The sequence below is a fragment of the Streptomyces albus subsp. albus genome, from assembly GCF_000719865.1.
GTDB lineage: Bacteria > Actinomycetota > Actinomycetes > Streptomycetales > Streptomycetaceae > Streptomyces > Streptomyces albus_E.
On record NZ_JOID01000005.1, the window covers coordinates 176,027 to 201,655 of the forward strand.

22 protein-coding genes are annotated in these 25,629 nt (G+C 73.5%); 9 read left to right on the forward strand and 13 right to left on the reverse strand.

The genetic code is table 11. The features are described from left to right. Positions 1-3 precede the first annotated feature (3 nt). Positions 4-624 carry an aa3-type cytochrome oxidase subunit III gene (gene ctaE / locus IF83_RS0106380; RefSeq protein WP_030543055.1) on the reverse strand — a complete coding sequence of 207 codons (621 nt, stop codon included), beginning with the start codon at positions 622-624 and terminating at the stop codon, positions 4-6. Positions 625-922: 298 nt separating this feature from the next. Here ctaE and IF83_RS0106385 point away from each other — a divergent pair, with 298 nt between their 5' ends. Beyond that, positions 923-1,324 (forward strand): hypothetical protein, encoded by a 402-nt coding sequence (locus IF83_RS0106385; protein WP_030543056.1) that lies wholly within the window; start codon positions 923-925, stop codon positions 1,322-1,324. 10 nt (positions 1,325-1,334) lie between these two features. Here IF83_RS0106385 and IF83_RS0106390 read toward each other — a convergent pair whose 3' ends face one another. From IF83_RS0106390 to ctaC, 4 genes are all read right to left on the reverse strand, one after another. Then, entirely contained in the window at positions 1,335-2,588 is a 1,254-nt protein-coding gene (locus tag IF83_RS0106390; protein ID WP_030543057.1) for a L,D-transpeptidase, read from the reverse strand. 110 nt (positions 2,589-2,698) lie between these two features. Continuing rightward, the gene (locus IF83_RS0106395; RefSeq protein WP_030543058.1) at positions 2,699-3,097 is read right to left on the reverse strand and encodes a cytochrome c oxidase subunit 4; all 399 of its coding nucleotides are present in this window, start codon (positions 3,095-3,097) and stop codon (positions 2,699-2,701) included. Next, positions 3,094-4,830, reverse strand: a complete 1,737-nt coding sequence (ctaD, locus tag IF83_RS0106400) for an aa3-type cytochrome oxidase subunit I (protein WP_030543059.1) — start codon at positions 4,828-4,830, stop codon at positions 3,094-3,096. Before ctaD ends, IF83_RS0106395 begins: the two co-directional genes overlap by 4 nt. Next, positions 4,827-5,789, reverse strand: coding sequence for an aa3-type cytochrome oxidase subunit II (gene ctaC, locus IF83_RS0106405; RefSeq protein ID WP_030543060.1), 963 nt, complete (start codon positions 5,787-5,789; stop codon positions 4,827-4,829). The genes ctaD and ctaC overlap by 4 nt, the downstream gene beginning before the upstream one ends. A gap of 300 nt (positions 5,790-6,089) precedes the next feature. Between ctaC and IF83_RS0106410 the strand changes: the two genes are divergently transcribed. After that, the gene (locus IF83_RS0106410) at positions 6,090-7,628 is read left to right on the forward strand and encodes a cysteine desulfurase/sulfurtransferase TusA family protein (protein ID WP_030543061.1); all 1,539 of its coding nucleotides are present in this window, start codon (positions 6,090-6,092) and stop codon (positions 7,626-7,628) included. A 206-nt stretch (positions 7,629-7,834) separates the two neighbouring features. Here the strand turns inward: IF83_RS0106410 and IF83_RS0106415 are convergent, their stop codons facing one another. Further along, positions 7,835-8,809, reverse strand: coding sequence for a carbohydrate kinase family protein (locus IF83_RS0106415; RefSeq protein ID WP_030543062.1), 975 nt, complete (start codon positions 8,807-8,809; stop codon positions 7,835-7,837). Between the two features lie 177 nt (positions 8,810-8,986). Between IF83_RS0106415 and IF83_RS0106420 the strand changes: the two genes are divergently transcribed. Continuing rightward, positions 8,987-9,226 (forward strand): hypothetical protein, encoded by a 240-nt coding sequence (locus tag IF83_RS0106420; protein WP_051722497.1) that lies wholly within the window; start codon positions 8,987-8,989, stop codon positions 9,224-9,226. A gap of 155 nt (positions 9,227-9,381) precedes the next feature. Further along, complete coding sequence (locus IF83_RS0106425; RefSeq protein ID WP_037678873.1) at positions 9,382-11,055, forward strand: hypothetical protein; 1,674 nt, start codon at positions 9,382-9,384, stop codon at positions 11,053-11,055. A gap of 151 nt (positions 11,056-11,206) precedes the next feature. Here the strand turns inward: IF83_RS0106425 and IF83_RS0106430 are convergent, their stop codons facing one another. Further along, positions 11,207-11,563, reverse strand: coding sequence for a HesB/IscA family protein (locus tag IF83_RS0106430; RefSeq protein WP_030543065.1), 357 nt, complete (start codon positions 11,561-11,563; stop codon positions 11,207-11,209). Positions 11,564-11,841: 278 nt separating this feature from the next. Between IF83_RS0106430 and nadA the strand changes: the two genes are divergently transcribed. After that, on the forward strand, positions 11,842-13,020 hold the full coding sequence (nadA, locus tag IF83_RS0106435; RefSeq protein ID WP_030543066.1) for a quinolinate synthase NadA: 1,179 nt from the start codon (positions 11,842-11,844) through the stop codon (positions 13,018-13,020). A gap of 113 nt (positions 13,021-13,133) precedes the next feature. Here the strand turns inward: nadA and IF83_RS0106440 are convergent, their stop codons facing one another. From IF83_RS0106440 to IF83_RS0106460, 5 genes are all read right to left on the reverse strand, one after another. Beyond that, positions 13,134-16,358: an efflux RND transporter permease subunit gene (locus IF83_RS0106440; protein ID WP_030543067.1), complete on the reverse strand. Its 3,225-nt coding sequence runs from the start codon at positions 16,356-16,358 to the stop codon at positions 13,134-13,136. Positions 16,359-16,601: 243 nt separating this feature from the next. Beyond that, positions 16,602-17,327, reverse strand: coding sequence for a response regulator (locus IF83_RS0106445; RefSeq protein ID WP_030543068.1), 726 nt, complete (start codon positions 17,325-17,327; stop codon positions 16,602-16,604). Further along, the gene (locus IF83_RS0106450) at positions 17,324-18,811 is read right to left on the reverse strand and encodes a sensor histidine kinase (RefSeq protein ID WP_078843226.1); all 1,488 of its coding nucleotides are present in this window, start codon (positions 18,809-18,811) and stop codon (positions 17,324-17,326) included. The genes IF83_RS0106445 and IF83_RS0106450 overlap by 4 nt, the downstream gene beginning before the upstream one ends. 132 nt (positions 18,812-18,943) lie before the next feature. Further along, entirely contained in the window at positions 18,944-19,222 is a 279-nt protein-coding gene (pspAA, locus tag IF83_RS0106455; protein WP_030543070.1) for a PspA-associated protein PspAA, read from the reverse strand. Positions 19,223-19,326: 104 nt separating this feature from the next. Continuing rightward, positions 19,327-20,160, reverse strand: a complete 834-nt coding sequence (locus IF83_RS0106460; protein ID WP_051722498.1) for a PspA/IM30 family protein — start codon at positions 20,158-20,160, stop codon at positions 19,327-19,329. 302 nt (positions 20,161-20,462) lie between these two features. Here IF83_RS0106460 and IF83_RS0106465 point away from each other — a divergent pair, with 302 nt between their 5' ends. Both IF83_RS0106465 and IF83_RS0106470 read left to right on the forward strand, forming a co-directional pair. Continuing rightward, positions 20,463-21,056: a DUF3043 domain-containing protein gene (locus IF83_RS0106465; RefSeq protein ID WP_030543072.1), complete on the forward strand. Its 594-nt coding sequence runs from the start codon at positions 20,463-20,465 to the stop codon at positions 21,054-21,056. A 119-nt stretch (positions 21,057-21,175) separates the two neighbouring features. Then, positions 21,176-21,913: a methyltransferase domain-containing protein gene (locus IF83_RS0106470; RefSeq protein ID WP_030543073.1), complete on the forward strand. Its 738-nt coding sequence runs from the start codon at positions 21,176-21,178 to the stop codon at positions 21,911-21,913. A gap of 220 nt (positions 21,914-22,133) precedes the next feature. Here the strand turns inward: IF83_RS0106470 and IF83_RS0106475 are convergent, their stop codons facing one another. Beyond that, a complete protein-coding gene (locus tag IF83_RS0106475; RefSeq protein ID WP_030543074.1) occupies positions 22,134-22,343 on the reverse strand; it encodes a hypothetical protein in 210 nt (69 codons plus the stop codon). Between the two features lie 197 nt (positions 22,344-22,540). Between IF83_RS0106475 and IF83_RS0106480 the strand changes: the two genes are divergently transcribed. Together IF83_RS0106480 and cobT are read left to right on the forward strand one after the other, a co-directional pair. Then, complete coding sequence (locus IF83_RS0106480; RefSeq protein WP_030543075.1) at positions 22,541-23,743, forward strand: bifunctional adenosylcobinamide kinase/adenosylcobinamide-phosphate guanylyltransferase; 1,203 nt, start codon at positions 22,541-22,543, stop codon at positions 23,741-23,743. Between the two features lie 270 nt (positions 23,744-24,013). Continuing rightward, positions 24,014-25,213, forward strand: a complete 1,200-nt coding sequence (cobT, locus tag IF83_RS0106485; protein WP_078843216.1) for a nicotinate-nucleotide--dimethylbenzimidazole phosphoribosyltransferase — start codon at positions 24,014-24,016, stop codon at positions 25,211-25,213. The last annotated feature ends 416 nt before the right edge of the window (positions 25,214-25,629 follow it).

Here is a 25,629-nt window from a genome sequence, read left to right on the forward strand (position 1 = left end):
CGATTACTTGATCATGTAGATCGTGGCGAAGAGGCCGATCCAGACGACGTCGACGAAGTGCCAGTAGTACGACACGACGATGGCCGACGTGGCCTGCTCGTGGGTGAACCTCTTGGCCGCGTAAGTCCGGGCCAGGACCAGCAGGAAGGCGATGAGTCCGCCCGTGACGTGCAGTCCGTGGAAGCCGGTGGTCAGGTAGAACACCGAGCCGTACGGGTCCGACGAGAGCGAGAGGCCCTCGTGCTTCACCAGCTCGGTGTACTCGAAGATCTGGCCGCCGATGAAGACGGCGCCCATGATGAAGGTGACCACGAACCACGAGCGGAGCTTCTTCACGTCACCGCGCTCGGCGGCGAAGACGCCGAGCTGGCAGGTGAGGGAGGAGAGCACCAGGATCGTGGTGTTGGCCGCCGCGAACGGAAAGTTGAGCGTGTCCGCCTTTTCCGACCAGAACTCGGTTCCGGTCACCGATCGCAGGGTGAAGTACATCGCGAAGAGGGCCGCGAAGAACATCAGCTCGGAACTCAGCCAGATGATGGTTCCGACGCTGGTGAGATTCGGTCGATTGACCGACGGGTGCGCGTGCCCGGTGTCTACTGTCGTTGCTGTCGCCACGACCGACATTATGTCGGTCGCTTATCCAGCGCTCACCCCGGGGGTGCCGTTCGGTGTGTCAAGGCCGTACACGCTGCTCGTACGGCCCATCGCGGGGGCGCCGCGGGGCCGGGGAACGGATGCTTCCGCGGACACCGGACGGCTGGGTTCCGCGGCCGGGGAAGGGCCGGGCCGGGGCCGGTTCAGGCCCGGCCGGGATCTTGGATCCGCCCGGCCCTCCTCCCCGGCGGCCGCGGCGGAGTAGCATCCGCCCGAGCGGCTCCCCACACCCGCCGTGCCGTCCGTACGCCGCAAGCCTGGAGGAACGATGCAGCCGACCGCCACGGTCCTGGTCTACAGCGACAACGCGAGGACGCGCGAGCAGGTGCGCCTGGCGGCGGGCAAGCGCCCGGCCGCCGACGTGCCCCCGGTGGAGTTCTTGGAGTGCGCCACGCTGCCGGCCGTGCTGAGCGCCCTGGACGCCGGCGGGATCGACGTCTGCGTGCTGGACGGCGAGACGGCGCCCGCGGGCGGCATGGGCGTCTGCCGGCAGATCAAGGACGAGATCTTCGGCTGCCCGCCCGTCCTGCTGCTGATCGGCCGTCCGCAGGACGCCTGGCTGGCCACCTGGAGCCGGGCCGAGGCCGCGGTGACCCACCCGGTCGACCCGGTCGAGTTCGCCGGCGCCCTGGCGGGCCTGCTCCGCGCCCGGCCCGCCGTGGACGCCTGAGCCCGGAGGCTCACCACTGGGGGCGCAGCCGGGCCGGTTCGGCCGGACCGGCGTCCTCCCGTTCGGCGGGGCCGTGGAGGGCGCTGCCCGCGGACCACTTCGCCCAGTCCAGGTTCCAGTCACCGAAACCGTTGTCGAACGGTGTCATCGTCTCGCCCTCGCTGCCGACGACCTTGACGATGTCGCCGAGCCGCACATGGTCGAAGAACCACTTGGCGTTGGCCATGCTCATACCCGTGCAGCCGTGGCTGACGTTGGCCGAGCCCTGCGAGCCGACGGACCACGGTGCCGCGTGCACGTATTCGCCGCTCCAGGTCACCCGGACGGCCCAGTGCACGGGCAGGTCGTAGGACTCGGCGCTGCCCGCCGCGATGCCCACGCTGGTGCCCCGCATCCGGACGAAGGCCTCCTTGGCCAGAACGATCTTGGTGCCGTTGCGCGTCTCGAAGCCGGGCTTGCCGGTGGTGACCGGGATGCGGCGGACGACCTTGCCGTCGCGCTTGAAGGTCAGAGTGTGGGTGCGGGCGTCGGTGATCGCCTCCACCCGGGGGCCGGTACGGATCCGCAGCGGCTTCGAGGAGCCGCCGCTCGGCCTTTTCGCGTCGGCGCGGCCCAGGGCGCTGCGCACCTCGATGGTGGCGTGAGCGGGCCAGAAATCGCGCGGCCGGTAGTGCAGCGTCTTCTCGTCCACCCAGTGCCAGGCGCCGGTCACCCGGGGCCTGGAGATGACCTGCAGGGAGCTCTCGACGCGGCCACGCGCCGCGCGGTCCCGGACGGGACGGCTGAGTTCGGCGGTGATGGGCTGGCCGACGCCGTAGGTGCCGCTGTCCGGGCCGAAGGTGACCCGCAGCCGGCGGTCGGCGGGGGCGGTCTCGAAGTGGATGACGCGCAGGCCCGGGGCGCCGCCGCGGTCCTCGGTGCTCACCCGGAGGGTGTACCGGACGCCGGCGGTCAGCTGTGAGGTGCTGCGCCAGCGGGTTCCGTCGTCGTTGAGCTCGCCGCGTATTCGGTGGCCGGCGGTGTCGGTGGCCGTCACGTCGGTGATCCGGCCGCCGCCGCTCCTCGCGGTGATCTCCAGCGGCTTGTCCGGGTCGAGGGCGCGCCCCTCGTTCCCGTCGCCGCTGAAGGCTATCCGGTCGGTGGCGTCGTAGGGCTTGGCGGTCAGGGAGGGACCGGAGTCGCCGCAGGCGGCGGTGCCCGTGACCAGCCCGCCTATCAGCAGGCCGCTGCCCAGAACGGTGCGTATGCGCGGGTTGTGGTTCATGAGCCACAAGCTACGAAAAGCCGGGCGGTACGGCGCGGCGGATGAGCCAAACGGGTAAGGGCCCGGAAGCGGCTGCTTCCGGGCCCTTACCGCTGTGGTGCGGTGGTGCGCTACTGGTTGGCGTTCTCGCCGCGGTAGTACTCGAACACCCAGCCGAAGAGGCCGATGAGGAGGATCGGTGCCGAGAAGTACAGCAGCCACCAGCCGAAGATGACTCCCAGGAAGGCGAGCGACGCACCGATGGCCAGCGAGAGCGGCTGCCAGCTGTGCGGGCTGAAGAAGCCCAGCTCCCCGGCGTCGTCCGCGACATCGGCGTCCAGGTTGTCCTGGGCGCCGGTGTCCACGCGGCGGGCCGTGAAGGCCAGGTAGAAGCCGACCATGACGGTCAGGCCGAAGGAGAGGAAGAGCGCCGTGGTGCCGACCGGCTCCCTCGACCAGACGCCGTAGACGATGGTGACGGAGAGGAAGAAGAGCGACAGCCAGAGGAAGACGTGACCCTGGATCTTCACTTCGCGGCCTCCTTGTCACCGGCAAGGGCCTTGCCGGCCACCGCTTCCCGGGCTTCGAGCTGGTCGATCTCCGCGATCTCCGGGTGGTGGAGGTCGAAGGCCGGGGATTCGGAGCGGATCCGCGGCAGGCTGAGGAAGTTGTGCCGCGGCGGCGGGCAGGACGTCGCCCATTCGAGCGAACGGCCGTAGCCCCAGGGATCGTCGACCTCGATCTTCGGCGCGTACTTGGCGGTCTTCCAGACGTTGTAGAAGAACGGCAGGAGCGACAGGCCGAGCAGGAACGAGGCGATCGTCGAGACCGTGTTCAGCGCGGTGAAGCCGTCCGCGTGGAGGTAGTCCGCGTAACGCCGCGGCATACCCTCCACGCCCAGCCAGTGCTGCACCAGGAACGTGCCGTGGAAGCCCACGAACAGCGTCCAGAAGGTGATCTTGCCCAGCCGCTCGTCGAGCATCTTGCCGGTGAACTTCGGCCACCAGAAGTGGAAGCCGGCGAACATCGCGAAGACGACGGTTCCGAAGATCACGTAGTGGAAGTGCGCCACCACGAAGTACGAGTCGGACACGTGGAAGTCCAGCGGCGGGGAGGCCAGAATGACGCCGGTCAGACCACCGAAGACGAAGGTGATCAGGAAACCGGCCGTCCAGAGCATCGGGGTCTCGAAGCTCAGGCTGCCCTTCCACATGGTGCCGATCCAGTTGAAGAACTTCACACCGGTCGGCACCGCGATCAGCAGCGTCATGAAGGAGAAGAACGGGAGCAGCACACCGCCCGTGACGTACATGTGGTGCGCCCAGACGGTCACCGAGAGGCCCGCGATCGCCATCGTCGCGCCGATCAGGCCGATGTAACCGAACATCGGCTTGCGGCTGAAGACCGGGATGATCTCCGAGACGATGCCGAAGAACGGCAGGGCGATGATGTACACCTCGGGGTGGCCGAAGAACCAGAAGAGGTGCTGCCACAGCAGCGCTCCGCCGTTGGCCGCGTCGAAGATGTGCGAGCCGAACTGGCGGTCCGCCTCCAGGGCGAAGAACGCGGCGGCCAGCACCGGGAAGACGATGATCGCCAGCACTGCCGTCAGCAGCACGTTCCAGGTGAAGATCGGCATCCGGAACATCGTCATGCCGGGAGCCCGCATGCAGATGATCGTGGTGATGAAGTTGACGGAACCGAGGATGGTGCCGAAGCCACCGAGACCGAGGCCCATGATCCACATGTCACCGCCGACACCCGGCGAGCGGACGGCGTCCGACAGCGGGGTGTAGGCGAACCAGCCGAAGTCCGCGGCGCCCTGCGGGGTGAGGAAACCGCCCAGCGCGATCAGCGAACCGAAGAGGTACAGCCAGTACGCGAACATGTTCAGCCGCGGGAACGCCACGTCGGGCGCGCCGATCTGCAGCGGCATGATCCAGTTCGCGAAGCCGGCGAACAGCGGCGTCGCGAACATCAGCAGCATGATCGTGCCGTGCATCGTGAACGCCTGGTTGAACTGCTCGTTCGAGACGAGCTGCGTGCCCGGGCGGGCGAGTTCGGCGCGCATGACGAGCGCCAGGACACCGCCGACACAGAAGAAGAAGAACGACGTGACGAGGTAGAGCGTGCCGATCGTCTTGTGGTCGGTGGTCGTCAGCCACTTCACCACTTGATTGCCGGGGCTCCTGCGGCGCACGGGCGGTGCGGCCTCAGCCGTCGCTGCGGCAGCGGCACCCTGGGGTTCGTTGAGGATGCTCATGGGTTGTTCGTCTCCGCGTTCTTGGCGGCATCAGACTGGGTGATACCCGCAGGGATGTAGCCGGTCTGGCCCTTCTCCGCCAGGTCCTTCAGGTGCTGCTGGTAGCGCTCCGGAGAAACGATCTTCACGTTGAAGAGCATCCGGGCGTGGTCGACGCCGCACAGCTCGGCGCACTTGCCCATGTAGGTGCCCTCCTTCTCCGGAGTCACCTGGAAGTGGTTGGTGTGGCCGGGGATGGCGTCCTGCTTCATCAGGAACGGCACGACCCAGAAGGAGTGGATGACGTCCCGCGAGGTCAGGATGAACTTGACCGACTCGCCCTTGGGCAGCCACAGGGTGGGCCCGGGGTTGCCGTTCTGGGGGTTGCGGTCGCCGGGGACGCCGGCGTCGTAGACGCCTTCGGCGCCCGCGGGGACGCCCTCCAGCTTCTTCTCCGCGATGGAGGAGACCTCCTCGGGCAGCTTGCCGGGCGTCGCCGGGTCGCCGTCCACGTCCTCCATGTAGTTGAAGCCCCAGCTCCACTGGTAGCCCACCACGTTGATGACGTGGTCGGGCTCCTTGGAGGTCTTCAGGAGCTCGGTCTCGTCACGCGCGGTGAAGTAGAAGAGCACGGAGACGATGATCAGCGGGACCACCGTGTAGAGGGCCTCGATCGGCATGTTGTACCGGGTCTGCCGGGGAACCTCGACCTTGGTCCTGGAACGCCGGTGGAAGATGACACTCCACAGGATCAGGCCCCAGACGAGCGCGCCCACGGCGAGCGCGGCGGCCCAGGATCCCTGCCACAGGGAGAGGATCCGCGGCGCCTCTTCTGTGATGGGGGTGGGCATTCCGAGGCGGGGGAAGTCCTCGTATGTGCAACCGGTGGCGGTCACCAGGACCAGGCCCGCGGCAAGCGCCTGCGGCAGCTTCCGCCGCATCGGGCGCCGCGACGAGCGGTCGGAGCCGTTGGGACTCACGTAGCGCCTTCCCGAGAGTCTCGCCCGCCGACCTGCGGCCGTCTCTGCGTTCGGTCGCCGGCCCTTGTCGCGGGCAGGGGTTTGGATGTTTATGCGGACCAAACCCTACTGGACGCCATTTCACGTCGCGCGGGGAGGGTGCCCAACGCGCCGCACGACTCCCCGAAGGTGGGGAACGCGGCCCTCCGCACCCCCGGAATCCGGGCCTCCGGGGCCGTCCCCCGCCCCGGCGCGGCCCCGTTCGGGCGGCTGTTCGCAGCGGGCGTGTCGGGCCCGCCCGGCAGGAGTTAGCGTCTCGGCGTGGCCTACTTCGACTCCGCCTCCTCCCTGCCGCTCCACCCCGTCGCGCGGCAGGCCCTGATCGCCGCGCTCGACGAGGGCTGGGCCGACCCCGCCCGGCTCCACCGCGAGGGCCGGCGCGCCCGGCTGCTGCTCGACGCGGCCCGGGAGACCGCCGCCGAGGCGGCCGGCTGCCGCCCCGACGAGCTGGCCTTCACCTCCTCCGGCACCCGGGCCGTCCACGACGGGATCGCCGGCGCGCTGGCGGGCCGGCGGCGCGCCGGGCGCCATCTGCTGGTGTCGGCCGTCGAACACTCCTGCGTCCTCCAGGCGGCCGCCGCCCACACGGCGGACGGCGGCACCGTGGAGGAGATCGGTGTGGACCGCACGGGCCGGGTGGACGCCGGCCGCTACGCCGGCGCGCTGCGCGCGGACACCGCGCTGGCCTGCCTCCAGTCGGCCAACCACGAGGTGGGCACCGAACAGCCGGTGGCGGAGGTCGCCGAGGCGTGCCGGGCCGCCGGGGTGCCGCTGCTGGTGGACGCCGCGCAGTCGCTGGCGTGGGGCCCGGTGGCCGGCGGCTGGTCGCTGCTGACGGCGAGCGCCCACAAGTGGGGCGGGCCGCCAGGGGTCGGGCTGCTCGCCGTACGGAAGGGCGTACGCTGCGCGCCGCGCGGGCCGGCGGACGAGCGGGAGTCCGGCCGCGCCCCGGGCTTCCCGAACATCCCCGCGGTGCTGGCCGCGGCCGCTTCGCTGCGCGCCGTGCGGCAGGAGGCGGAGGAGGAGGCGGCGCGGCTGCGGGCCCTGGTGGACCGGATCCGGTCCCGGGTGCCGGAGCTGGTGCCCGACGTCGAGGTGGTGGGCGATCCGGCGCGGCGGCTGCCGCATCTCGTCACCTTCTCCTGTCTCTATGTCGACGGGGAGGCCCTGCTGCACGGGCTGGACCGGCGGGGCTTCTCGGTCTCCTCGGGCTCCTCCTGCACGGCGAGCACCCTGGTGCCCAGTCATGTGCTGCGCGCCATGGGTGTGTTGTCCGAGGGCAATGTGCGGGTGTCCCTGCCCGCCGGGACCGCCGCGGAGGACATCGAGCGGTTCCTCGCCGTCCTGCCGGAGACGGTGGCCGAGGTGCGCGGCCGGCTGGGCGCGCCCCTGCCGGGTGACGAGGCCACCGCCCCGGCGGGCGCCGGGCGGGGCGCGGCCGGCACCGCCTCCGGCGCGGCGCCGGAAGAGCCCGCTCCGGACGGCCCCGCGCCGGAGGGAGCCGGGACGGACGGAGCCGCCGCGGCGGAGCAGAGCCCAAAGGCCCCGGCCGCGGCGGGAACGGAGGCGGAGGAACCCGCGCTCACCGTGGACGCCCTGGGCCGGCGGTGCCCGGTCCCGGTGATCGAGCTGGCGAAGGTCATCGGGGAGGTGCCGGACGGCCGGGTGGTCGCCGTCCTCGCCGACGACGAGGCGGCGCGGCTGGACATCCCGGCCTGGTGCGCCATGCGGGACCAGGAGTACGTGGGCGAACGCCCGGCCGAGCGCGGTTCGGTGTACCTGGTGCGCCGCCGGGCATGAGGAGCCGTCCGGCGGCACACGCCGGATCCGGCCGCGGTGCGAAGGTGCCCGTGCGGCGCGGGGCAGGGTGCCCGTGCGGCGCGGGGCCCAGGGGTGTCCGCGTACCAGGGTGTACGCGGACCTGCCCGGCACGCGCGGGGGTGCGGTGCCGGGCGGCGCGACCCCGGTGGGATGTGCCGGACAGTCCCTGGCGGGAGCCCGCCGGCTCAGGACAGGTGGGCCCGGACCTCGGCCGCGGCCTCGTGGCCGTACGCCTTGGTGAAACGGTCCATGAAGTGGGCGCGCCGCAGTTCGTACTCCTGGGTTCCGACGGTCTCGATGACGAGGGTCGCCAGCATGCAGCCGATCTGGGCGGCGCGCTCCAGACCGACGCCCCAGGCGACGCCCGCCAGGAAGCCGGCGCGGAAGGCGTCGCCGACGCCGGTCGGGTCGGCCTTGGTCTCCTCCTCGGCGGTGCCGACCTCGATCGGCTCCTCCCCCGTGCGCTCGATCCGCACGCCGCCCGGCCCGAGGGTGGTGACGCGGGTGCCGACCCGGCCGAGGATCTCCTCGGAGGTCCAGCCGGTCTTGGACTCGATGAGCCCCTTCTCGTACTCGTTGGCGAAGAGATAGGTGGCGCCGTCGAGCAGTATCCGGATGTCCTCGCCGGTCATCCGCGCGATCTGCTGCGAGAAGTCGGCGGCGAAGGGGATGTTCCGGGTCCGGCACTCCTCGGTGTGGCGGAGCATCGCCTCGGGGTCGTTCGCGCCGATGAGGACGAGGTCCAGCCCGCCGACCCGGTCGGCGACCGACTTCAGCTCGATCAGGCGGGCCTCGCTCATGGCGCCGGTGTAGAAGGAACCGATCTGGTTGTGGTCGGTGTCCGTGGTGCAGACGAAGCGGGCGGTGTGCAGCATCTCGGAGATCCGCACCGAGCCGGTGTCCACGCCGTGCCGCTCCAGCCAGGCGCGGTACTCGTCGAAGTCCGGTCCGGCGGCGCCGACCAGGACGGGGCGGACGCCGAGCTGGCCCATGCCGAAGGAGATGTTGGCGCCGACCCCGCCGCGCCGCACCTCCAGGGCGTCCACCAGGAAGGAGAGGGAGACCGTGTGGAGCTGGTCGGCGACCAGTTGGTCGGCGAAGCGGCCGGGGAAGGTCATCAGATGGTCGGTGGCGATGGATCCGGTGACGGCGATACGCACGGCGGGCTTCTCCTGCGGGCGGCGGAAGGGGACGGTTCACGCTACCCGCTCCGGGGAGCATCTCCGACCGGGGAAAACTACCCGATAGTAGGGCTTTCTTCGCCGGGGCGGGCTGCATACGGTGCGGGGAGACAGGCGTTCCGCCTGTGCGGTTCACAGCCCGGCCCAGGAGTCACCATGCCGATCACACCGAACCACCCCGGATCCCCCGCGCTGCCGGCCACGGCCGACCCCACGCCGCTGGAACTGGACGGCGGCCTGGCCGAGCTGCGCGGCGACTGCTCGCGGATGGCCCCGCACTGGCGGACGGGCGTCGCGGCCGCCGCCGAGCCCGTACCGCCGTCGCGGATCCACGGCGTCCGGGTCCCGGCCTCCTCCGCGCGGCTGCTGGACGGAATGTCGGAGTACGGCGACTGACCCTGTCCGGATAGCGGAATCCCGGAACCCGAAAGGGGGAACCGTACGCTCCTCCGCTCCGTCCCATCGGCGTGTCCCGGTCAAGGGGCCCGAGATGGACCCGCGGGGCGGCATCGCCGTCGTCCCGCGTCGAGCGGAGCGATAGGAGCGATGCGGTGACCACCGAGCGATCCCCGGAGGACGCACCGGAGCAGCACGCCCCGGACAGGCCGCGGCAGCGGCGTTCCACGATCATCGCGGCCTCGGTCGCGGCGGCGGTCCTGCTCGCCAGCGGCGGCGGGGCGTACTGGGCCTCCACCGCGGGCGACGGCGGCGGCGCCCCGGCGGCGGCCGACCCCCCGCCGCTGCGGCTGGACGGATACGGCGAGGCGGCGGAGGGGCCGGGGATCGCGCCCGGCGAGCCGGACCCCGCCGGGCGTTCCTACGTCGCGAAGGGCGAGCTTCCGGACGGACCGGACGCCGCCGCCGTGTACCGGCCGCAGGGTGAGGTCGGCCGTGCCGCCGCCGAGCGGCTGGCGCGGGCCCTGGATGTGCCGGGCCGGGCGCGACTGGCCGGTGACACCTGGAAGTTCGGCCCGCTCCGCGACGCGACGGGCCCGAAGCTGGACGTCGCCCGGAACGCCCCCGGCACCTGGACGTACCAGCGCTACGGCCCGGGCGGCAGCGACAACTGCGCGGACGCGCCGACCGGGCCGAAGGAGAAGGAGGAGAAGGGTGAGCCCGGGAAGGGCTCCGGCTCGGACAGCTCCTCCTCCCCCGCCTGCCCCGCCCCGCCCGACCGCGACGGCGATGGCGGCAAGCCCGTCTCCGCGGCGGGGGCGAAGCGGGCCGCCGGGCCCGTCCTGAAGGCCGCCGGCCTGGCGGACGCCGGTCTGGACGCCGGCACCACCATGGGCGCGGTCCGGGTGGTGAACGCGAACCCGGTGGTGGACGGCCTGCCCACCTACGGCTGGCACACCGGTCTGCGGATCGGGCCGGAGGGTGATGTGGTCGGCGGCAGCGGCCATCTGGCGAAGCCGGAGAAGGGGCCCGAGTATCCGGTGCTGAACGCGGAGGAGGCGCTGGAACGGCTCAACCGGTCCGCCGGCGGCGGACGGGTCGGCATCGGCGGCTGCGCCTCGGCGGTGCCGCACACGGACGGCGCCGAGCCGGCGGACCCGTCCTGCGACGAGCCCGTCACCACGCCGAGTACCCTGCCCGCGCCCGACGGGCCCGCGCAGGACGATCCCGCGCAGGACGGCCCCGCCCCGGAGCAGGGCTCCGGCGGCAAGGAGACGCCGCGGAGCGACGAGCCGGGGCGGACGAAGCCCGCGAAGCCCGAGCCGGCCGTGGTGCGCGAGGCCGTCTTCGGTTACGCGACGCACTTCGTGGCCGGGAAGCAGGCTCTGGTGCCCGCCTGGCTGTTCGAGGTGGAGGTCCCGGGCGCCGGCGAGGGGGACACCTTCACGGTGACCTATCCGGCGGTGAAGCCGGAGTACATCGCGGGCAACGGCGGCAGCTCCGCCCCCGGGGACGAGCCGACCTCCGGGCCGGCCGAACCGGGTGAACCCGGCCGGGACAAGGCCCTGACCCAGGTGGAGACCTACAGCACCGACGGCCGGGAGCTGACGGTCCGCTTCTGGGGCGGGGTCTGCACGGATTACGCGCTGAAGGCCGAGGCCACCGGGAAGCGGGTCACCGTCCGGATCACGGGCACCGAGAAGGAGCCCGGCCGGGCCTGCGTCAAGATCGCGGAGCTGATGGAGGAGACGGTGGAGCTGGCGGAGCCGCTGGGCGACCGCGAGGTCGTGGACGCCGCGGACGGCGAGCGCGTCCCGAAGCGGAAGTGAGCGGGTGAGCGGGTGAGCGTCCCCGGTCCCTCCTGAAGACGCGGGGCACCGGACATACCGGAGGCGGCGGACCGCGCGGTCCGCCGCCTCCGGTATGTCCCGCGTCCGGGCCGGTCCGCCGGTCAGCCGGACGGCCGCCCGGCCAAACGGGTCAGCTGAAGGAGTCGCCGCAGGCGCAGGAGCCGGTGGCGTTGGGGTTGTCGATGGTGAAGCCCTGCTTCTCGATGGTGTCGACGAAGTCGATGGAGGCACCGCCCAGGTAGGGAGCGCTCATCCGGTCGGTGACGACCTTGACCCCGTCGAAGTCCTTCACGACGTCGCCGTCGAGGGAACGCTCGTCGAAGAAGAGCTGGTAGCGGAGACCGGAACAGCCACCGGGCTGCACCGCGACCCGCAGCGCGAGGTCGTCCCGGCCCTCCTGCTCCAGCAGGGCCTTGACCTTGCTCGCGGCCGCGTCGGACAGGAGGATGCCGTCGCTCGCGGTGGTCTTCTCGTCCTGAACGGACATCTGCTTCTCTCCCGGGTTGTACGGATCGCTTGCCGTCGGCTCAACCCACGGCGCCCCGGATTCATTCCGGGCGGGCGATATCGCCTTCACTTCCGCTGTTCATGCTCGCACACCCGCCCGGTGGGGAGACAGTTCCCGCCGCCCTCCGGCGGCACGCCACCCCGCGGACGGATGCGTCACATCGACACAAGCGGCATCGTCAACATGACGTGAAGCGGTTATGATAGATAGCGTCATTCAGACGAAAAGGGTGTCTGTAGAACAGGAAAAGGTGCGCAGTGACCACCGCCCAGCCTCTCGACGTGTCTCCGACACCGCTCGCTCTCCTCCTGCTCGGCCGCGAGGCCGACGCCCGGAGCGAACGCGGTGTGGAATGCCCCGGCGACCTGCCCGCGCCGTCCGACCCGGACCTCGTGGCCCGCGCCGCCGCGGCCAAGGCGAAGCTCGGGGACAAGGTCTTCGTCCTCGGCCACCACTACCAGCGGGACGAGGTCATCCAGTTCGCCGACGTGACCGGTGACTCCTTCAAGCTCGCCCGGGAGGCCGCCGCCCGGCCGCAGGCGGAGTACATCGTCTTCTGCGGTGTGCACTTCATGGCCGAGTCCGCGGACATCCTGACCGGCGACACCCAGCAGGTCGTCCTCCCCGACCTCGCCGCCGGCTGCTCGATGGCCGACATGGCCAGCGCCGAGCAGGTCGCCGAGTGCTGGGACGTGCTGACCGACGCGGGCATAGCCGGCTCGACCGTGCCCGTGTCGTACATGAACTCCTCCGCCGACATCAAGGCCTTCACCGGGCGCAACGGCGGCACGATCTGCACCTCCTCCAACGCCGAGCGGGCGCTCAACTGGGCGTTCGAGCAGGGCGAGCGGGTGCTCTTCCTCCCCGACCAGCACCTCGGCCGCAACACCGCCGTACGGGACCTCGGCCTGTCCCTGGACGACTGCGTGGTCTACAACCCGCACAAGCCGAACGGCGGGCTGACCACCGAGGAACTGCGCGCCGCGAAGATGATCCTGTGGCGCGGCCACTGCTCCGTGCACGGCCGCTTCTCGCTGGACTCCGTCAACGAGGTGCGGGAGCGGGTGCCGGGCGTCAACGTCCTGGTGCACCCGGAGTGCCGGCACGAGGTCGTCGCCGCGGCCGACTACGTCGGGTCCACGGAATACATCATCAAGACCCTGGAGGCCGCGCCCGCCGGCTCGAAGTGGGCGATCGGCACGGAGCTCAACCTCGTCCGCCGGCTGGCGAACCGTTTCGCGGCCGAGGACAAGCAGATCTCCTTCCTGGACAAGACGGTCTGCTTCTGCTCGACGATGAACCGGATCGACCTGCCGCATCTGGTGTGGGCGCTGGAGTCCCTGGCGGACGGCACGGTCGTCAACCGCATCCAGGTGGACCCGGAGACCGAGAAGTACGCGAAGGTCGCGCTGGAGCGCATGCTCGCGCTGCCGTAGTCGGCGGGCGAGGGCAAGGACGAGGGCCCGTCCCGCACCGGAGAGGTGCGGGACGGGCCCTCGTGCGTCGAGCCGGGCGCCGAACCGTGCGCCGAGCCGGGCGTCCGCCGGCGTCAGACGCCGGCCGGTTCGGCCTCCCGGGCGCCGTCCCGCGAGCCGGGTTCCTCCGCCGGGCCCCCTGCGGACCGCTCCCGCTTGGCGGCCCGCTTCGCCGCGCGGCGCTCCTTGCGGAGTTCGACCATCGCGTAGAGGGTCGGCACCAGCAGCAGCGTCAGCAGCGTCGAGGTGACCAGGCCGCCGATCACGACCACGGCCAGCGGCTGCGAGATGAATCCGCCGTCGCCGGTGACCGCGAGGGCCATCGGCAGCAGCGCGAAGATCGTGGCGAGCGCCGTCATCAGGATGGGCCGCAGCCGGTGCCGGCCGCCCTCGATCACCGCGTCGACGATCCCGTACCCCTGGGCGCGGTACTGGTTGACGAGGTCGATCAGCACGATCGCGTTGGTGACCACGATGCCGATCAGCATCAGCATGCCGATCAGCGCCGGGACGCCCATCGGGGTGCCGGTGAGCACCAGCAGGCCGAGCGCGCCGGTGGCCGCGAACGGCACGGACACCAGCAGGATCAGCGGCTGCACCAGCGACTTGAAGGTCGCCACCAGCAGCATGAAGACGATCGCGACGGCCGCCAGCATGGCCAGCCCCAGCGCGGAGAACGCCTCGTCCTGGTCCTGCGAGACACCGCCGATCTCGGCCTCGGCGCCCTCGGGCAGGTCCAGGGCGTCGAGCGTGGTCTGGAGCTCGGCGCTCACCGCCCCCGTGTTGTCGCCGGTCGGCTTGGCGGTGACGGTCGCGGCGCGGGCGCCGTCGATCCGGGTGGTGCTGACGGGGCCGGGCACCGACTCGATCTCGGCGATCCTCCCCAGCCGCACCGTGCCCGCGGGGGTGGGCAGCTGGAGCTTCCGCAGCCCGTCCTCGGTGGTGACGGGCCGCGCGGACTTCACCACGACGTCGCGTTCGGCGCTGCCGAGCACGGCCGTGCCCGCGGTGGTGCCGCGCACGGCCTGGGTGACCGCCTGGCCGAGCGTGCTCTCCGTGAAGCCGTACGCGGCGGCCTCCGGCTTGGCGGAGACGGAGATCCGGGGCACGGACCGCGAGAGGTCGCTCTGGACGTCCGTGACGCCGTCGAGCTCCGCCACCGCGTCGCGCACCTGGCCCGCCGCCTCGCGCAGCACCTCGGCGTCGGCCGCCTTGACGACGACGCTCAGGTTCTGGTTGCCGAAGCCGTCACCGGCGGAGACGGTGGTCTCCCCGATGCCGTCCCCGAGGTCCGCCAGGCCGCGGCGGATCTCGTCGACGACCTCGGCGGATCCGTCCGAGTCCTTCAGCCGGACCTGATACGTCGCCTGGTTGGCGTCCCGGCCGCCGCCGAAGGCCGCCATGATGCCGGAGGAGCCGACGGTGACCTGGTGGTCGGCGACCTCGTCGATGCCGTCGAGCATCCGCTCGATCTTCCCCGCGGCCTCGTCCGAGGCGGACAGGGCGGTGCCGGGCGGCAGTTCCTGCTTGATCGAGACCGTGTCGGTGTTCCCGGGGTCGAAGAAGTTGGTCTTGAGCAGCGGGGTGATGCCGAAGGTGCCGACGAGCACCACCGCGGCGATGACCAGGCTGGTGACCCGGCGACGGGTGGCGAAGCGCAGCACCGGCACATAGGCGCGCTGCAGCAGGCTGCCCGCCTCCTTCTCCTCGGCCGCGCGGCGCAGCTCCTCCGGATCGGGCCCCGCGCCGCCGTCCGCGGCCTCCGGGGCGCGCAGGAACCAGTACGAGAGCACGGGCACGATCGTCAGCGAGACGATCAGCGAGGCGAGCAGGGCGACCGTGACCGTCAGCGAGAACTCGCCGAACAGCGCGCCGACCATGCCGCCGACCAGCCCGACCGGCAGGAAGACCGCGACCGTGGTGAGGGTCGAGGAGGTGATGGCCCCGGACACCTCGCGGACCGCGCCGATGATGGCCCGTTCCCGCTCCTCGCCGTAGCCGAGGTGCCGTTTGATGTTCTCCAGGACGACGATCGAGTCGTCGACGACCCGGCCGATGGCGATGGTCAGCGCGCCGAGGGTGAGCATGTTGAGCGAGAAGTCGCCGGTCCAGAGCACGACCAGGGTGACCACCACGGAGAGCGGGATGGACACCGCCGTCACCAGCGTCGAGCGCAGCGACACCAGGAAGACGAGGATGACGATCACGGCCATGACGAGGCCGAGGAGTCCTTCGGTGGTCAGGCTCTCGATGGACTTCGACACCGCGGGGCCCTGGTCGCTGACGACGGTCAGCCCGGCGCCGGAGCCGAGGCTCCGCTCCAGCTCGGGGAGTTTCTCCGCGACGGCCTCCGAGATGGCGACGGCGCTGCCGTCCTGGCCCATGGTGAGCACGACGCCGAGGCTGGGCTCGCCGTTGGTGCGGGTGAGGGAGGTGGCCTCGGCCGGCTGTTCCCCGACCTCCGCGACGTCACCGAGGCGGACCGGCTTCGCCGCCCGCTCCGCTCCGGCGGCGCTCGCGGCCCCCGCCGCGGCCGGGCCGCCCTGCCCGGCCGCCGCCGGGGTGAGGCGCAGCTCCTCGATCTCCTTCAGGCTCGTGTAGCCGCCGCCGACCCGTACCGTCCGGTTCTTTCCGTCCTCGTCGAACGCGCCGGCGGGCATCGTGGCGCCGTTCGCCTGCAGGGCCTGGGTCAGCGCGGCCGTGCTCAGCCCGGCCCGGGCGAGCTTCTTCTCGTCCGGGGTGACGGCGACGACGCGGTCGCGTACGCCGTCCAGGGTGACCTGGCCGACGCCCTCGATGTCCGCCAGCACCGGCAGCACCGAGCGCTCCAGGCGGCCGGCCAGCGCCTGCTGGTCGTCCTCCTCGGAGGTGGCGGCGAGCACGACGGCCGGGATGTCGTCCGTGGACCCCGCGACGACCTGCGGGTCGACGCCGTCCGGGAGCTGGGAGCGGACCCGGTTCACGGCCTGCTGGACGTCGGCGACGATCCGGTCGGTGCCGTCCCCGTAGTCGAACTGGGCCATGATCACCGCGGAGCCCTCACCGGCCGTGGAGGTGACGCCGGTGATCCCGTCGACCGCCTGGACGCCGTCCTCCAGCGGGACGACGACCTGCTTCTCCACCACATCGGGGGCCGCGCCCGGGTACGGGGCGATCACCGACACCATCGGCAGTTCGATCGAGGGCAGCAGCTGCTGCTTGAGCTGGGGTATCGCGATGGTCCCGAAGACCACCGCGACGATCGCCATGAGGGCGACCAGTCCCCGTTGGACGAGGCTGATACGGGACAGCCAGGACATGGGTGCGGGTCTCGCTTTCCGGAGATTCGTCGGATCCGGCTCCCGGGGCACGTCCCGGGAGGGCACGCCGGACGGCGCCGGACGGGCACGGCCGGCCGGCGGAGAGGGCGTCTGTGGCCCGTCCCCACGATCCCCCATGCCGGCGGCGGCCTCGTCAGCCGCCTGGACGGTTCCGCCGGCCGCGCGTACCACGGACGCAGTACGCGCGGGGGGCGTGCCCGGCCCGATCCGGACCGCCAGGCCCTACACCCTCGGCCGTACCAGGCCCGACTCATAGGCGATGACGACCAGTTGGGCCCGGTCGCGGGCGCCGAGCTTGGCCATCGCCCGGTTCACATGGGTCTTCACGGTCAGCGGGCTGACGGTGAGGCGCTCGGCGATCTCGCCGTTCGAGAGCCCCGCCGCGACCAGGCCCAGCACCTCCCGCTCCCGGCCGGTCAGGACGTCCAGCCGGCCGGCGCCCGCGGCGCGCCCGTCACCGTCATCGCCGTCACCGCCTCCGCCGGAGCCCTTCGCGGACGGCTCACCCGGGGGCGCGCCCTGGGAGAGGAAGGAGGCGATGAGGGCGGTGGTCGCCGCCGGCGACAGCAGCGACTCCCCCGCCGCGACGGTGCGGATCGCCGCCAGCAGTTCCTCGGGTTCCGCGCCCTTGCCGAGGAAGCCGGAGGCGCCCGCCCGGAGCGACTCCACCACGTACTCGTCCACCTCGAACGTTGTCAGCATCACCACCCGCACCCCCGACAGCTCCGGATCGGCGCTGATCAGGCGGGTGGCGGCGAGCCCGTCGGTACCGGGCATCCGGATGTCCATCAGGACGATGTCGGCCCGGAGCTCCCCCGCCAGCCGGACGGCCTCCGCGCCGTCGGACGCCTCGCCGACGACCTCCATGCCCGGCTCGGAGTCGACGAGGATCCGGAAGGCGCTGCGCAGCAGAGCCTGGTCGTCGGCGAGCAGCACGCGGATGGTCATACGGCCCCCTCCCTCCGCCGCGCGCGTCGGCAGGCGGCGTCGGCGGACGCCTTCGCCGCGGCGTCCGCGGCGGATATCCCGCCGGCGGTGAGCGGCAGGCGTACGTGGACCCGGAAGCCGCCTCCGCGGCGCGGGCCGGTCTCGCACACCCCGCCGAGCGCCGCCACCCGCTCCCGCATCCCGAGCAGACCGTGGCCGCCGGGCGGACCGGGGGCGGGCACCCCGCCGTCCGGGCCCGGCCGGTCCGGGTGCGGCGTCCCGCGGTCCGCTCCGCGCTCCGTCCCCGGCCGCCTGCCCTGTTCCGCAGCGCCGGGGTTCGCGGAGCCGGGATGCGCGGAGCCGGGATGCGCGGAGCCGGAGTGGGCGGCGCCGGGCGCGCCTGGGGCGCACGCCCCGTCGTCGAGGACGCTCACCTCCAGGACCCCCGCGCCCCGCGCTATCCGGACCAGGGCGGCGGCCCCCTCCCCGGCGTGCTTGTGCGTATTGGTCAGCGCCTCCTGCACCACCCGGTAGGCGGTGAGGTCCACCGCCGCGGGCAGCTCCCCGGTCACGGCCGCGGCCTGCTCCGCGCGGCGGCTGAACCAGGGGCCGCGCGGCTCGGTCGAGGACACCTCCACCTCCACCGCCAGCCCCGTCCGGGCGAAGCCGCCGACCAGCTGGTCCAGCACGCCCAGGCCGGGGGCGGGCTCGGTGGGCGCCGCCGGGTCGCCGTACTGCCGGAGCAGGCCGACGGTGCTGCGCAGCTCGTTCAGCGCCGACCGGCTCGCCTCCCGTACGTGGGCCAGCGCCTCCTTGGCCTGGTCGGGGCGGCTGTCCATGACGTGTGCGGCGACCCCCGCCTGCACATTGACCAGGGCGATGTGGTGGGCGACCACGTCGTGCAGCTCGCGGGCGATCCGCATGCGCTCCTCGGCCACCCGGCGGCGGGCCTCCTCCTCGCGGGTCCGCTCGGCCCGTTCGGCGCGCTCCCGGATGGCGTCGACGACGGCACGGCGGCTGCGGACGGCGTCACCGGCGGCCGCGGCCATGCCCATCCAGGCGGAGATGGCCAGGTTCTGCTGCCCGTACCAGGGGCGGGGCCCGAACACCGCGGCCGCCGTGGTGAGCGCGAGGACGGCCACGGCCCCGGCCCGCCAGGTCGTCGAGCGGTCGGTGCGGGAGCCGACGGTGTACAGGGCGACGGCCGCGGTCAGCGCGACGGGCGTGCCCTCCTCACCCGGTCCGGTGACCAGTTCGAGGAGGGTGAGCGCGCTGGTGCAGCCGAGGACGCGGGCCGGCATCCGGCGGCGCAGGATCAGCGCCGAGCAGGCGAGCACGGCGATGAGGACGCTGGAGACCTCGGGGGTGCGCTCCCCGAACCGGGGCTGCCCGTACGGCTTGTGGTCCACCGCGAGGCTGACGAGGACGAGGACGAGGACGACACCGGCGAGCGCGGCGTCGAACGCGAGGGGGTGCGAGCGCAGCCAGCGCTGCGAACGGGCCATGCCCGGACCGGCGGCGAGGGTTGTCACAACAGGAACCGTACGGGGTCCGGCGGCCGCCCAGGACCGGCCCGGTCCCGGTACCCGTGGCACCGGGGCCGGCGGCCGGGGGGCCAGCGGGGACCCGCCCCCGGATCAGGTCGGGATGAGCCCTTCGTCGCCCAGCATCTCCCGGACCTCGTCCAGGGTCGCGTCGGGCGACGGAAGGATCAGCTCGGAGGGCTCCAGGGCGTCGTCCGGCAGCGGCTCGCCGAACTGCCGTACGGCGTCGAGCAGTGCGTGGAGGGTGCGGCGGAAGCCCGGTTCGTCGCCGCCCTCCATCTCCGCGAGCAGCTCGTCGTCCAGCTTGTCGAGCTCGGCGAAGTGGCTGTCGGCCAGCCTCACCTGCCCCTCACCCATGATCCGTACGATCACGACGGCCTCCTCTGCCGCTGCCGGCCCGCCGGGGCCGCTCCCGGTTCCCGGCGCCTGCTGTCCGGTGCCCTGCTGTCCGTGCCCCGCTGTGCGTGCCCCGCTGGTCAGTGCTTGCCGAAGTCCGGCGGGGTCTGCTGCTGATTCTGCGGCTGCTGGGCCTGCGGCGCCTGCTGGGGCTGCTGAGTCTGCTGCCCCTGGGCCTGGCCGCTCTCGATGGCCTGCTGCTGGGCGCTGCCGCCGGCCAGCTCCGCCTTCATCCGCTGGAGCTCCAGCTCCACGTCCGTGCCGCCGGAGAGCCGGTCCAGCTCGGCCGCGATGTCGTCCTTCGCCATGCCCGTCGGGTCGTCGAGGGCCCCGGACGCCATCAGCTCGTCGATCGCTCCGGCCCGCGCCTGGAGCTGCGCGGTCTTGTCCTCGGCGCGCTGGATCGCCAGGCCGACGTCGCCCATCTCCTCGGAGATGCCCGAGAAGGCCTCACCGATCCGGGTCTGCGCCTGGGCCGCGGTGTAGGTGGCCTTGATGGTCTCCTTCTTCGTACGGAAGGCGTCGACCTTGGCCTGCAGCCGCTGGGCGGCGAGGGTGAGCTTCTCCTCCTCGCTCTGCAGGGTCTGGTGCTGGGTCTCCAGATCCGTCACCTGCTGCTGGAGCGCGGCCCGGCGGGACAGCGCCTCGCGGGCGAGGTCCTCCCGGCCGAGGGCGAGCGCCTTGCGGCCCTGGTCCTCCAGCTTGCCCGACTGGTTCTGCAGCTGGCCGAGCTGCAGCTCCAGCCGCTTGCGGGAGGTGGCGACGTCCGCGACGCCGCGGCGGACCTTCTGCAGCAGCTCCAGCTGCTTCTGATACGAGTAGTCGAGGGTCTCGCGCGGGTCCTCCGCCCGGTCCAGGGCTTTGTTGGCCTTCGCGCGGAACAACATCCCCATCCGCTTCATGACACCGCTCATGGGTCTCGCGCGCCCCCTTCTCCGGGCTCGTCCTCGGGCAGTCCTCGGACCCACAGTAAGGGCCCTGCATCCATTACCGCATTGATCGGCCGCGGATGCGCTCATCCTGCAGGACGATCACGGGACGGCCTTCTCCGGCGCAGGGAGTAGACCGTGGCCCCAGGGGTCTGGTACCCCGTCCGCCGCGCCCCCGGGAGGACGGCCCGGCATCCCGGCTTCGCGGCCCCGCCGGCCGACCGTTGCCGGATCGTGCCCGGTGCGGGCTGGGGCCCGCCCCCGGGGACCCCGTACCCTTGGGTTTCGTGTTCCGTAGCCGTTCCAAGGATGAGCAGGCCGCCACCCCCCGGGTGGCCGCGAGCTCCAAGCAGCCCCGCGACCCGCAGGCCCCCAAGGGCCGGCCCACGCCCAAGCGCGCGGTCGCCCAGTCGCAGCGCCGCACCGTGGCCACGACGCCGGCCAACCGCAAGGAGGCCGCCAAGCGCGCCCGCGAGGCCCGCCGCGCGGACCTCGCCCGGCAGCGCGAGGCCCTCGCCAGTGGTGACGAGCGCTATCTGCCCGCCCGGGACAAGGGCCCGGTCCGGCGCTTCGCCCGTGACTTCGTCGACTCCCGGTTCTGCGTCGCGGAGTTCTTCCTGCCGCTGGCGGTGATCATCCTCATTCTGAGCATGCTCCCGTCGATGCAGGTCAAGAACGCCTCGCTGCTGCTGTGGATGGGCGTCATCGTGATGATCGTGATCGACTCCATCGGCATCGGGATCCGCCTGCGCAAGCAGCTGGCCGCCCGCTTCCCGGACCAGCCCCGCCGCGGAGCCGTGGCCTACGCCCTGATGCGCAGCCTGCAGATGCGGCGGCTCCGGCTGCCGAAGCCGCAGGTCAAGCGCGGAGAGCGGCCCTGAGCACGGACAGTGCCACGGGGGCGGGGCGGACGACGGCCGAGGCCGGCTGGCAGCCCGAGGGGGCGGCGAACTGGCTCGGCGGTCCGGAGGGGATCCGCACCATCGTCCGCCGGGAGCTCGTGGCCCGGCAGCTGGAGGAGCAGATCGCCGCGCGCTTCCCGGTCGGGCAGCGGCTCCGGGTGCTCGACGTGGGCCTCGGGCACGGCACGCAGGCGCTGCGGCTGGCCCGGGCCGGCCACCGGATCACCGGCCTGGAGTCCCACGCGCCGCTGATCAAGGCCGTGCGCACCGCGCTGGCCGCCGAACCCGAGGGCATACGCGAGCGGTTCAAGCTGATCGAGGGCGACAGCCGGGAGACCGGCGTGCACTTCCTGCCCGGCAGTTTCGACGTGGTGCTCTGCCACGGGGTGCTGATGTACACGGAGCAGCCCGATCCGTTACTCGCCGGCCTCGCCCGGGTGCTGGCACCCGGCGGCCTGCTGTCGCTCCTCGTACGGAACGCCGACGCGCTGGCCATGCGCCCGGGGCTGGCGGGCGACTGGGAGACCGCGCTCGCCTCGTTCAACGCCGGCACCTACGCCACCCGGGCCGGCCGCACGGCCCGCGCCGACCGGCTCGACGCGGTCACCGCCACGCTCTCCGGGATCGGGGCCCCGCTGCACGCCTGGTACGGGGTACGGGTCCTCACCGACCAGGTGGCCGACAACGCGCATCCCGGCGATGTCCGGGAGCTGGAACTGATGCTGGCCGCCGAGGACCGGGCGGGGCGCACGGACCCCTACCGCTCGGTGGCGGCGCTGCTGCATCTGTGCGGGGTCCGCGGGGCGCCGGGCTGGGAAGCGGTGACGGACGCGTAGTCCGCTGGGCGCGCCGCGCGGTCCGGGGCGGGGTGCCGGTGGGGGCGAGAACGACTTGGCGGTTGCCCGAGGCCCGGCTTGTTACAAACCCCCGCCTCCCGCCCCCGGAGAACGTGGGCCCGGCCGCAGGGTCCGGTCCGCCGGGCGGCCCCGGCCGGTTGACGGCACGGCCCACCGGGTACGCCGCCGGCGTGCCCGGGGCCCGCGCCGCCGTGCCCGGTCAGCCCTCGGCGGCGCTGAGGCTCATCGGGCCGTAGACCTCCGTGCCGTCCTCGAAGAGGGTCACCTGCTCGGTGCCGCCCTCCAGGAGTTCCTTCCACACTTCGCCGATCCAGGACTCCGCGTCGCCCTGGGTGCTGAACTCGCCCGGCTCGACCGCGGGTGCCGTCTCCGTCCCGTCGGACTTCTCGAACCGCCACGTCCACGCCATGTACGCCTCCCGGCTGCCGGCTCCTGTGATGAGGTGCTGCGCCCACCCTATGCGGCGGCCGTGCCGGTGCCCTCCCCTGCCCCGGGCGGCCCGGCCGCCGGGGTGCCTCGCCCCATCGTGGGACGGGCGGGGGCGCGCCGGGGCGCTCCCGGCAGGCCACGCGCGCCACCGGTCCGGGGAGGCGAGAGGATCAGGGCGTGGAACTCACTCTCCTCGGCACCGGTGCCCCGGACGGACTGCCGCTCCCAGGCTGCCCCTGCGCGTCCTGCGCGAGCGCCGTCCGCGCGGACGCCCGGACCGCCACCTCGGTTTTCGTCGACGGCGCCCTCCTGCTCGACCTGACCCCGGACGCCGTGCCGGCCGCCGCCCGTGCCGGTCACTCCCTGCGCGGCGTACGGCAGGTGCTGCTCTCGCATCCGCGCACCGGCCCGGCCGCCGGGGTGCCCGCCGGCCTGCCCGCTCCCGGGCGGGTGCCGGAGGGCCGCGAGCTGGCGCTGATCAGCGGGCACCGGGTGCGGGCGGTCGCGGTGGACGCCCCGGGCACCGGCTACTCGGTGACGGGGCCGGACGGCGACGGGCTGCTGTACCTGCCGCCGGGCGCGGCACCGGCGGAACCGCCGCCGCGCGCGGCTCCGTACGACGTGGTGCTGCTCGACGTCCTGGGCCGGCCCGGGGCGCTGGCGCGGCTGCGGGCGGCCGGGGCGGTCGCGGCCGGCACCGACGTCATCGGCGTGCACCTCGGCCACGGGACGCCGCCGGGCGCCGAGCTGCACCGGCGGCTGGCGGCGGCGGGCGCCCGGACCGTACCGGACGGCACGACGCTCAGCGCCGGCGAGCACCCCGCGCTCACCGCCCCGCCGCGGCGCACGCTCGTGCTGGGCGGCGCCCGGTCCGGCAAGTCGGCGGAGGCGGAGCGGCGGCTGGAGTCGTTCCCGGAGGTGCTGTACGTCGCGACGGGCGGCACCCGCGCCGGGGACCGGGAGTGGGCGGAGCGGGTGGCGCTGCACCGCGAGCGCCGGCCGGACGGCTGGCGGACCACCGAGACCTGCGACCTGGTGCCGCTGCTGGCGGGTGACGGCCCCCCGCTGCTGATCGACTGCCTCGCGCTGTGGCTGACGCACACGATGGACGCGGTGAACGCCTGGGACGACGGGGCCTGGGCCGCCGGCGGCGCCCAACGCGCCCTGGGGGAGCGGACGGAGGAACTGGTGTCCGCCCTCCGCGCCACCCGGCGCACCGTCGTGGCCGTCTCGAACGAGGTGGGCTCGGGCGTCGTACCGGCCACCGCCTCGGGGCGGCGCTTCCGGGACGAACTGGGCCGGCTCAACGCGGCCGTGGCGGCGGAGTGCGAGCACGTGCTGCTGGTGGTCGCCGGCCAGGCCCTGCCCCTGCGCGGCTGAGGCGCGGCCGGCGTCCCCAAGGGCACGGCACCGGGGTTCCCGTGCGCCCGGCCGGGAGCGCGGCGGGGACGCGGCCGGGCAGGTCGCCCGGCGCCGCCTTCCGTGTCGTGGGCGGGGGCCGGCAGCCGCCTCTCACCGGTCGGGTGACACGGCGCGCGACACTGCCCGCACCAGCCGCTCGGGCGCCGTCCGCGCCGCCGTTCCGCACCCGTGGCGGGACCTCGCCCCGCGGCGCCCTGGCGTGCGCCCGGCGAGGGTAGGGTTCGGCGGATGAGCGGTCTGAATCTCGATGACTTCGGCAATCTGATCGAGCGCCCCGACTCCGGCGTACGGCGCGACGCCGAAGAGCGCAGGGAGCGGCTGGCCGTCCGGCCCGGGGCCCTCGGACGGCTGGACGATCTCGGCGAGTGGCTCGCCGCCGCTCAGCACTCCGTCACCGTCAGGCCGGTCGAACGCCCCCGCCTCGTGCTCTTCGCCGGGGACCACGGAGTGGCCGCGCTGGGCGTCTCCGGCCGGCCCGCCGGGAGCGCGCACCGCCTCGTGCGCGCCGTCCTCGACGGGGAGAGCCCGGCGGCCGTCCTGGCCCGGCGCTTCGGTGCCGGGATACGGGTCGTGGACATGTCCCTGGACTGCGATCCCGGCGCCTTCCCCGAGGAGGTCGTACGCCACCGGGTGCGGCGCGGCTCGGGCCGGATCGACGTCGAGAACGCGCTCACCTCCGAGGAGGCCGAACAGGCGTTCCGCGCCGGGATGGCCGTCGCCGACGAGGAGGCCGACTCCGGCACCGACCTCGTGGTCCTCGGCGACCTCAGCGTCGGCGGCACCACCGCGGCGAGCACCCTGATCGCCGCCCTCTGCGGCACCGACGCCTCCGTGGTGACCGGCCGCGGCGGCGCGGGCATCGACGACCTGGCGTGGATGCGCAAGTGCGCGGCGATCCGCGACGCGCTGCGCCGCGCCCGGCCCGTCCTCGGCGACCAGCTCGAACTGCTGGCCGCCACCGGCGGCGCGGACCTCGCCGCCATGACCGGCTTCCTGCTCCAGTGCGCCGTGCGCCGCACACCGGTGATCCTGGACGGGGTCGTCTCGGCCGCCTGCGCGCTGGTCGGTCAGCGGGTTGCCTTCCGGGCCCCGGACTGGTGGCTGGCGGGCCAGGCGAGCGGCGAGCCCGCGCAGGAGAAGGCGCTGGACCGGATGGCCATGGACCCGCTGCTGGACCACGGCGTGACGGCGGGCGAGGGCACCGGCGGCCTGCTCGCCCTGCCGATGGTGCAGGCGGCGGCCGCCCTGCTGGCGGAACTCCCCGAACGGCGCGAGGAGCGGCCGGACCCGGCGGAGGCCCCGGAGCCCGCCCCGGGTCCCGCACCCGGCCCGGGCCCCGGATCCCAGCCGGACTCGGACCCCGGCTCCACGCCGGCCCCCGACGCGGCACCGGCCGCCCGGGAACCGTCCGGTGGCGGGACGGCCTGACGGACGGCGAGCCGGAACCGCCGGCGCCTCGCGCCCGCCGGGGTGACCCGACGGTGTCTGTCGCGCGGGAACGGACGCCGGAGGGCCGGGCGGTGCCTCGCACGCCACCCTCCGCTCCTGTCGTGCACGCCCCGGCCGGCGCCGCGGGCGGGAGAAGCCGCCGCGACACCCGTAGCGCGGCCCCGGTCCGGAACGGCGACGAGCGCCGGGGCATCGGGACGGAACCGCGCAGCGCGCCGGACCGTGACCCCCACGCCCTCCACCGGCCCGGTCGCCCCGCCCCGGCGCACCCGCCAGGCACGGCCCCGGCCGCTCCCCCGTGCGAGACCGGCCGTTGGCGGGCGGCCGGGCGCCGGATAGCCTGCGCCCCGTGACCGAGCCGACTGCCGACGACCCGCGCCGCCCCGCGCCCCCGG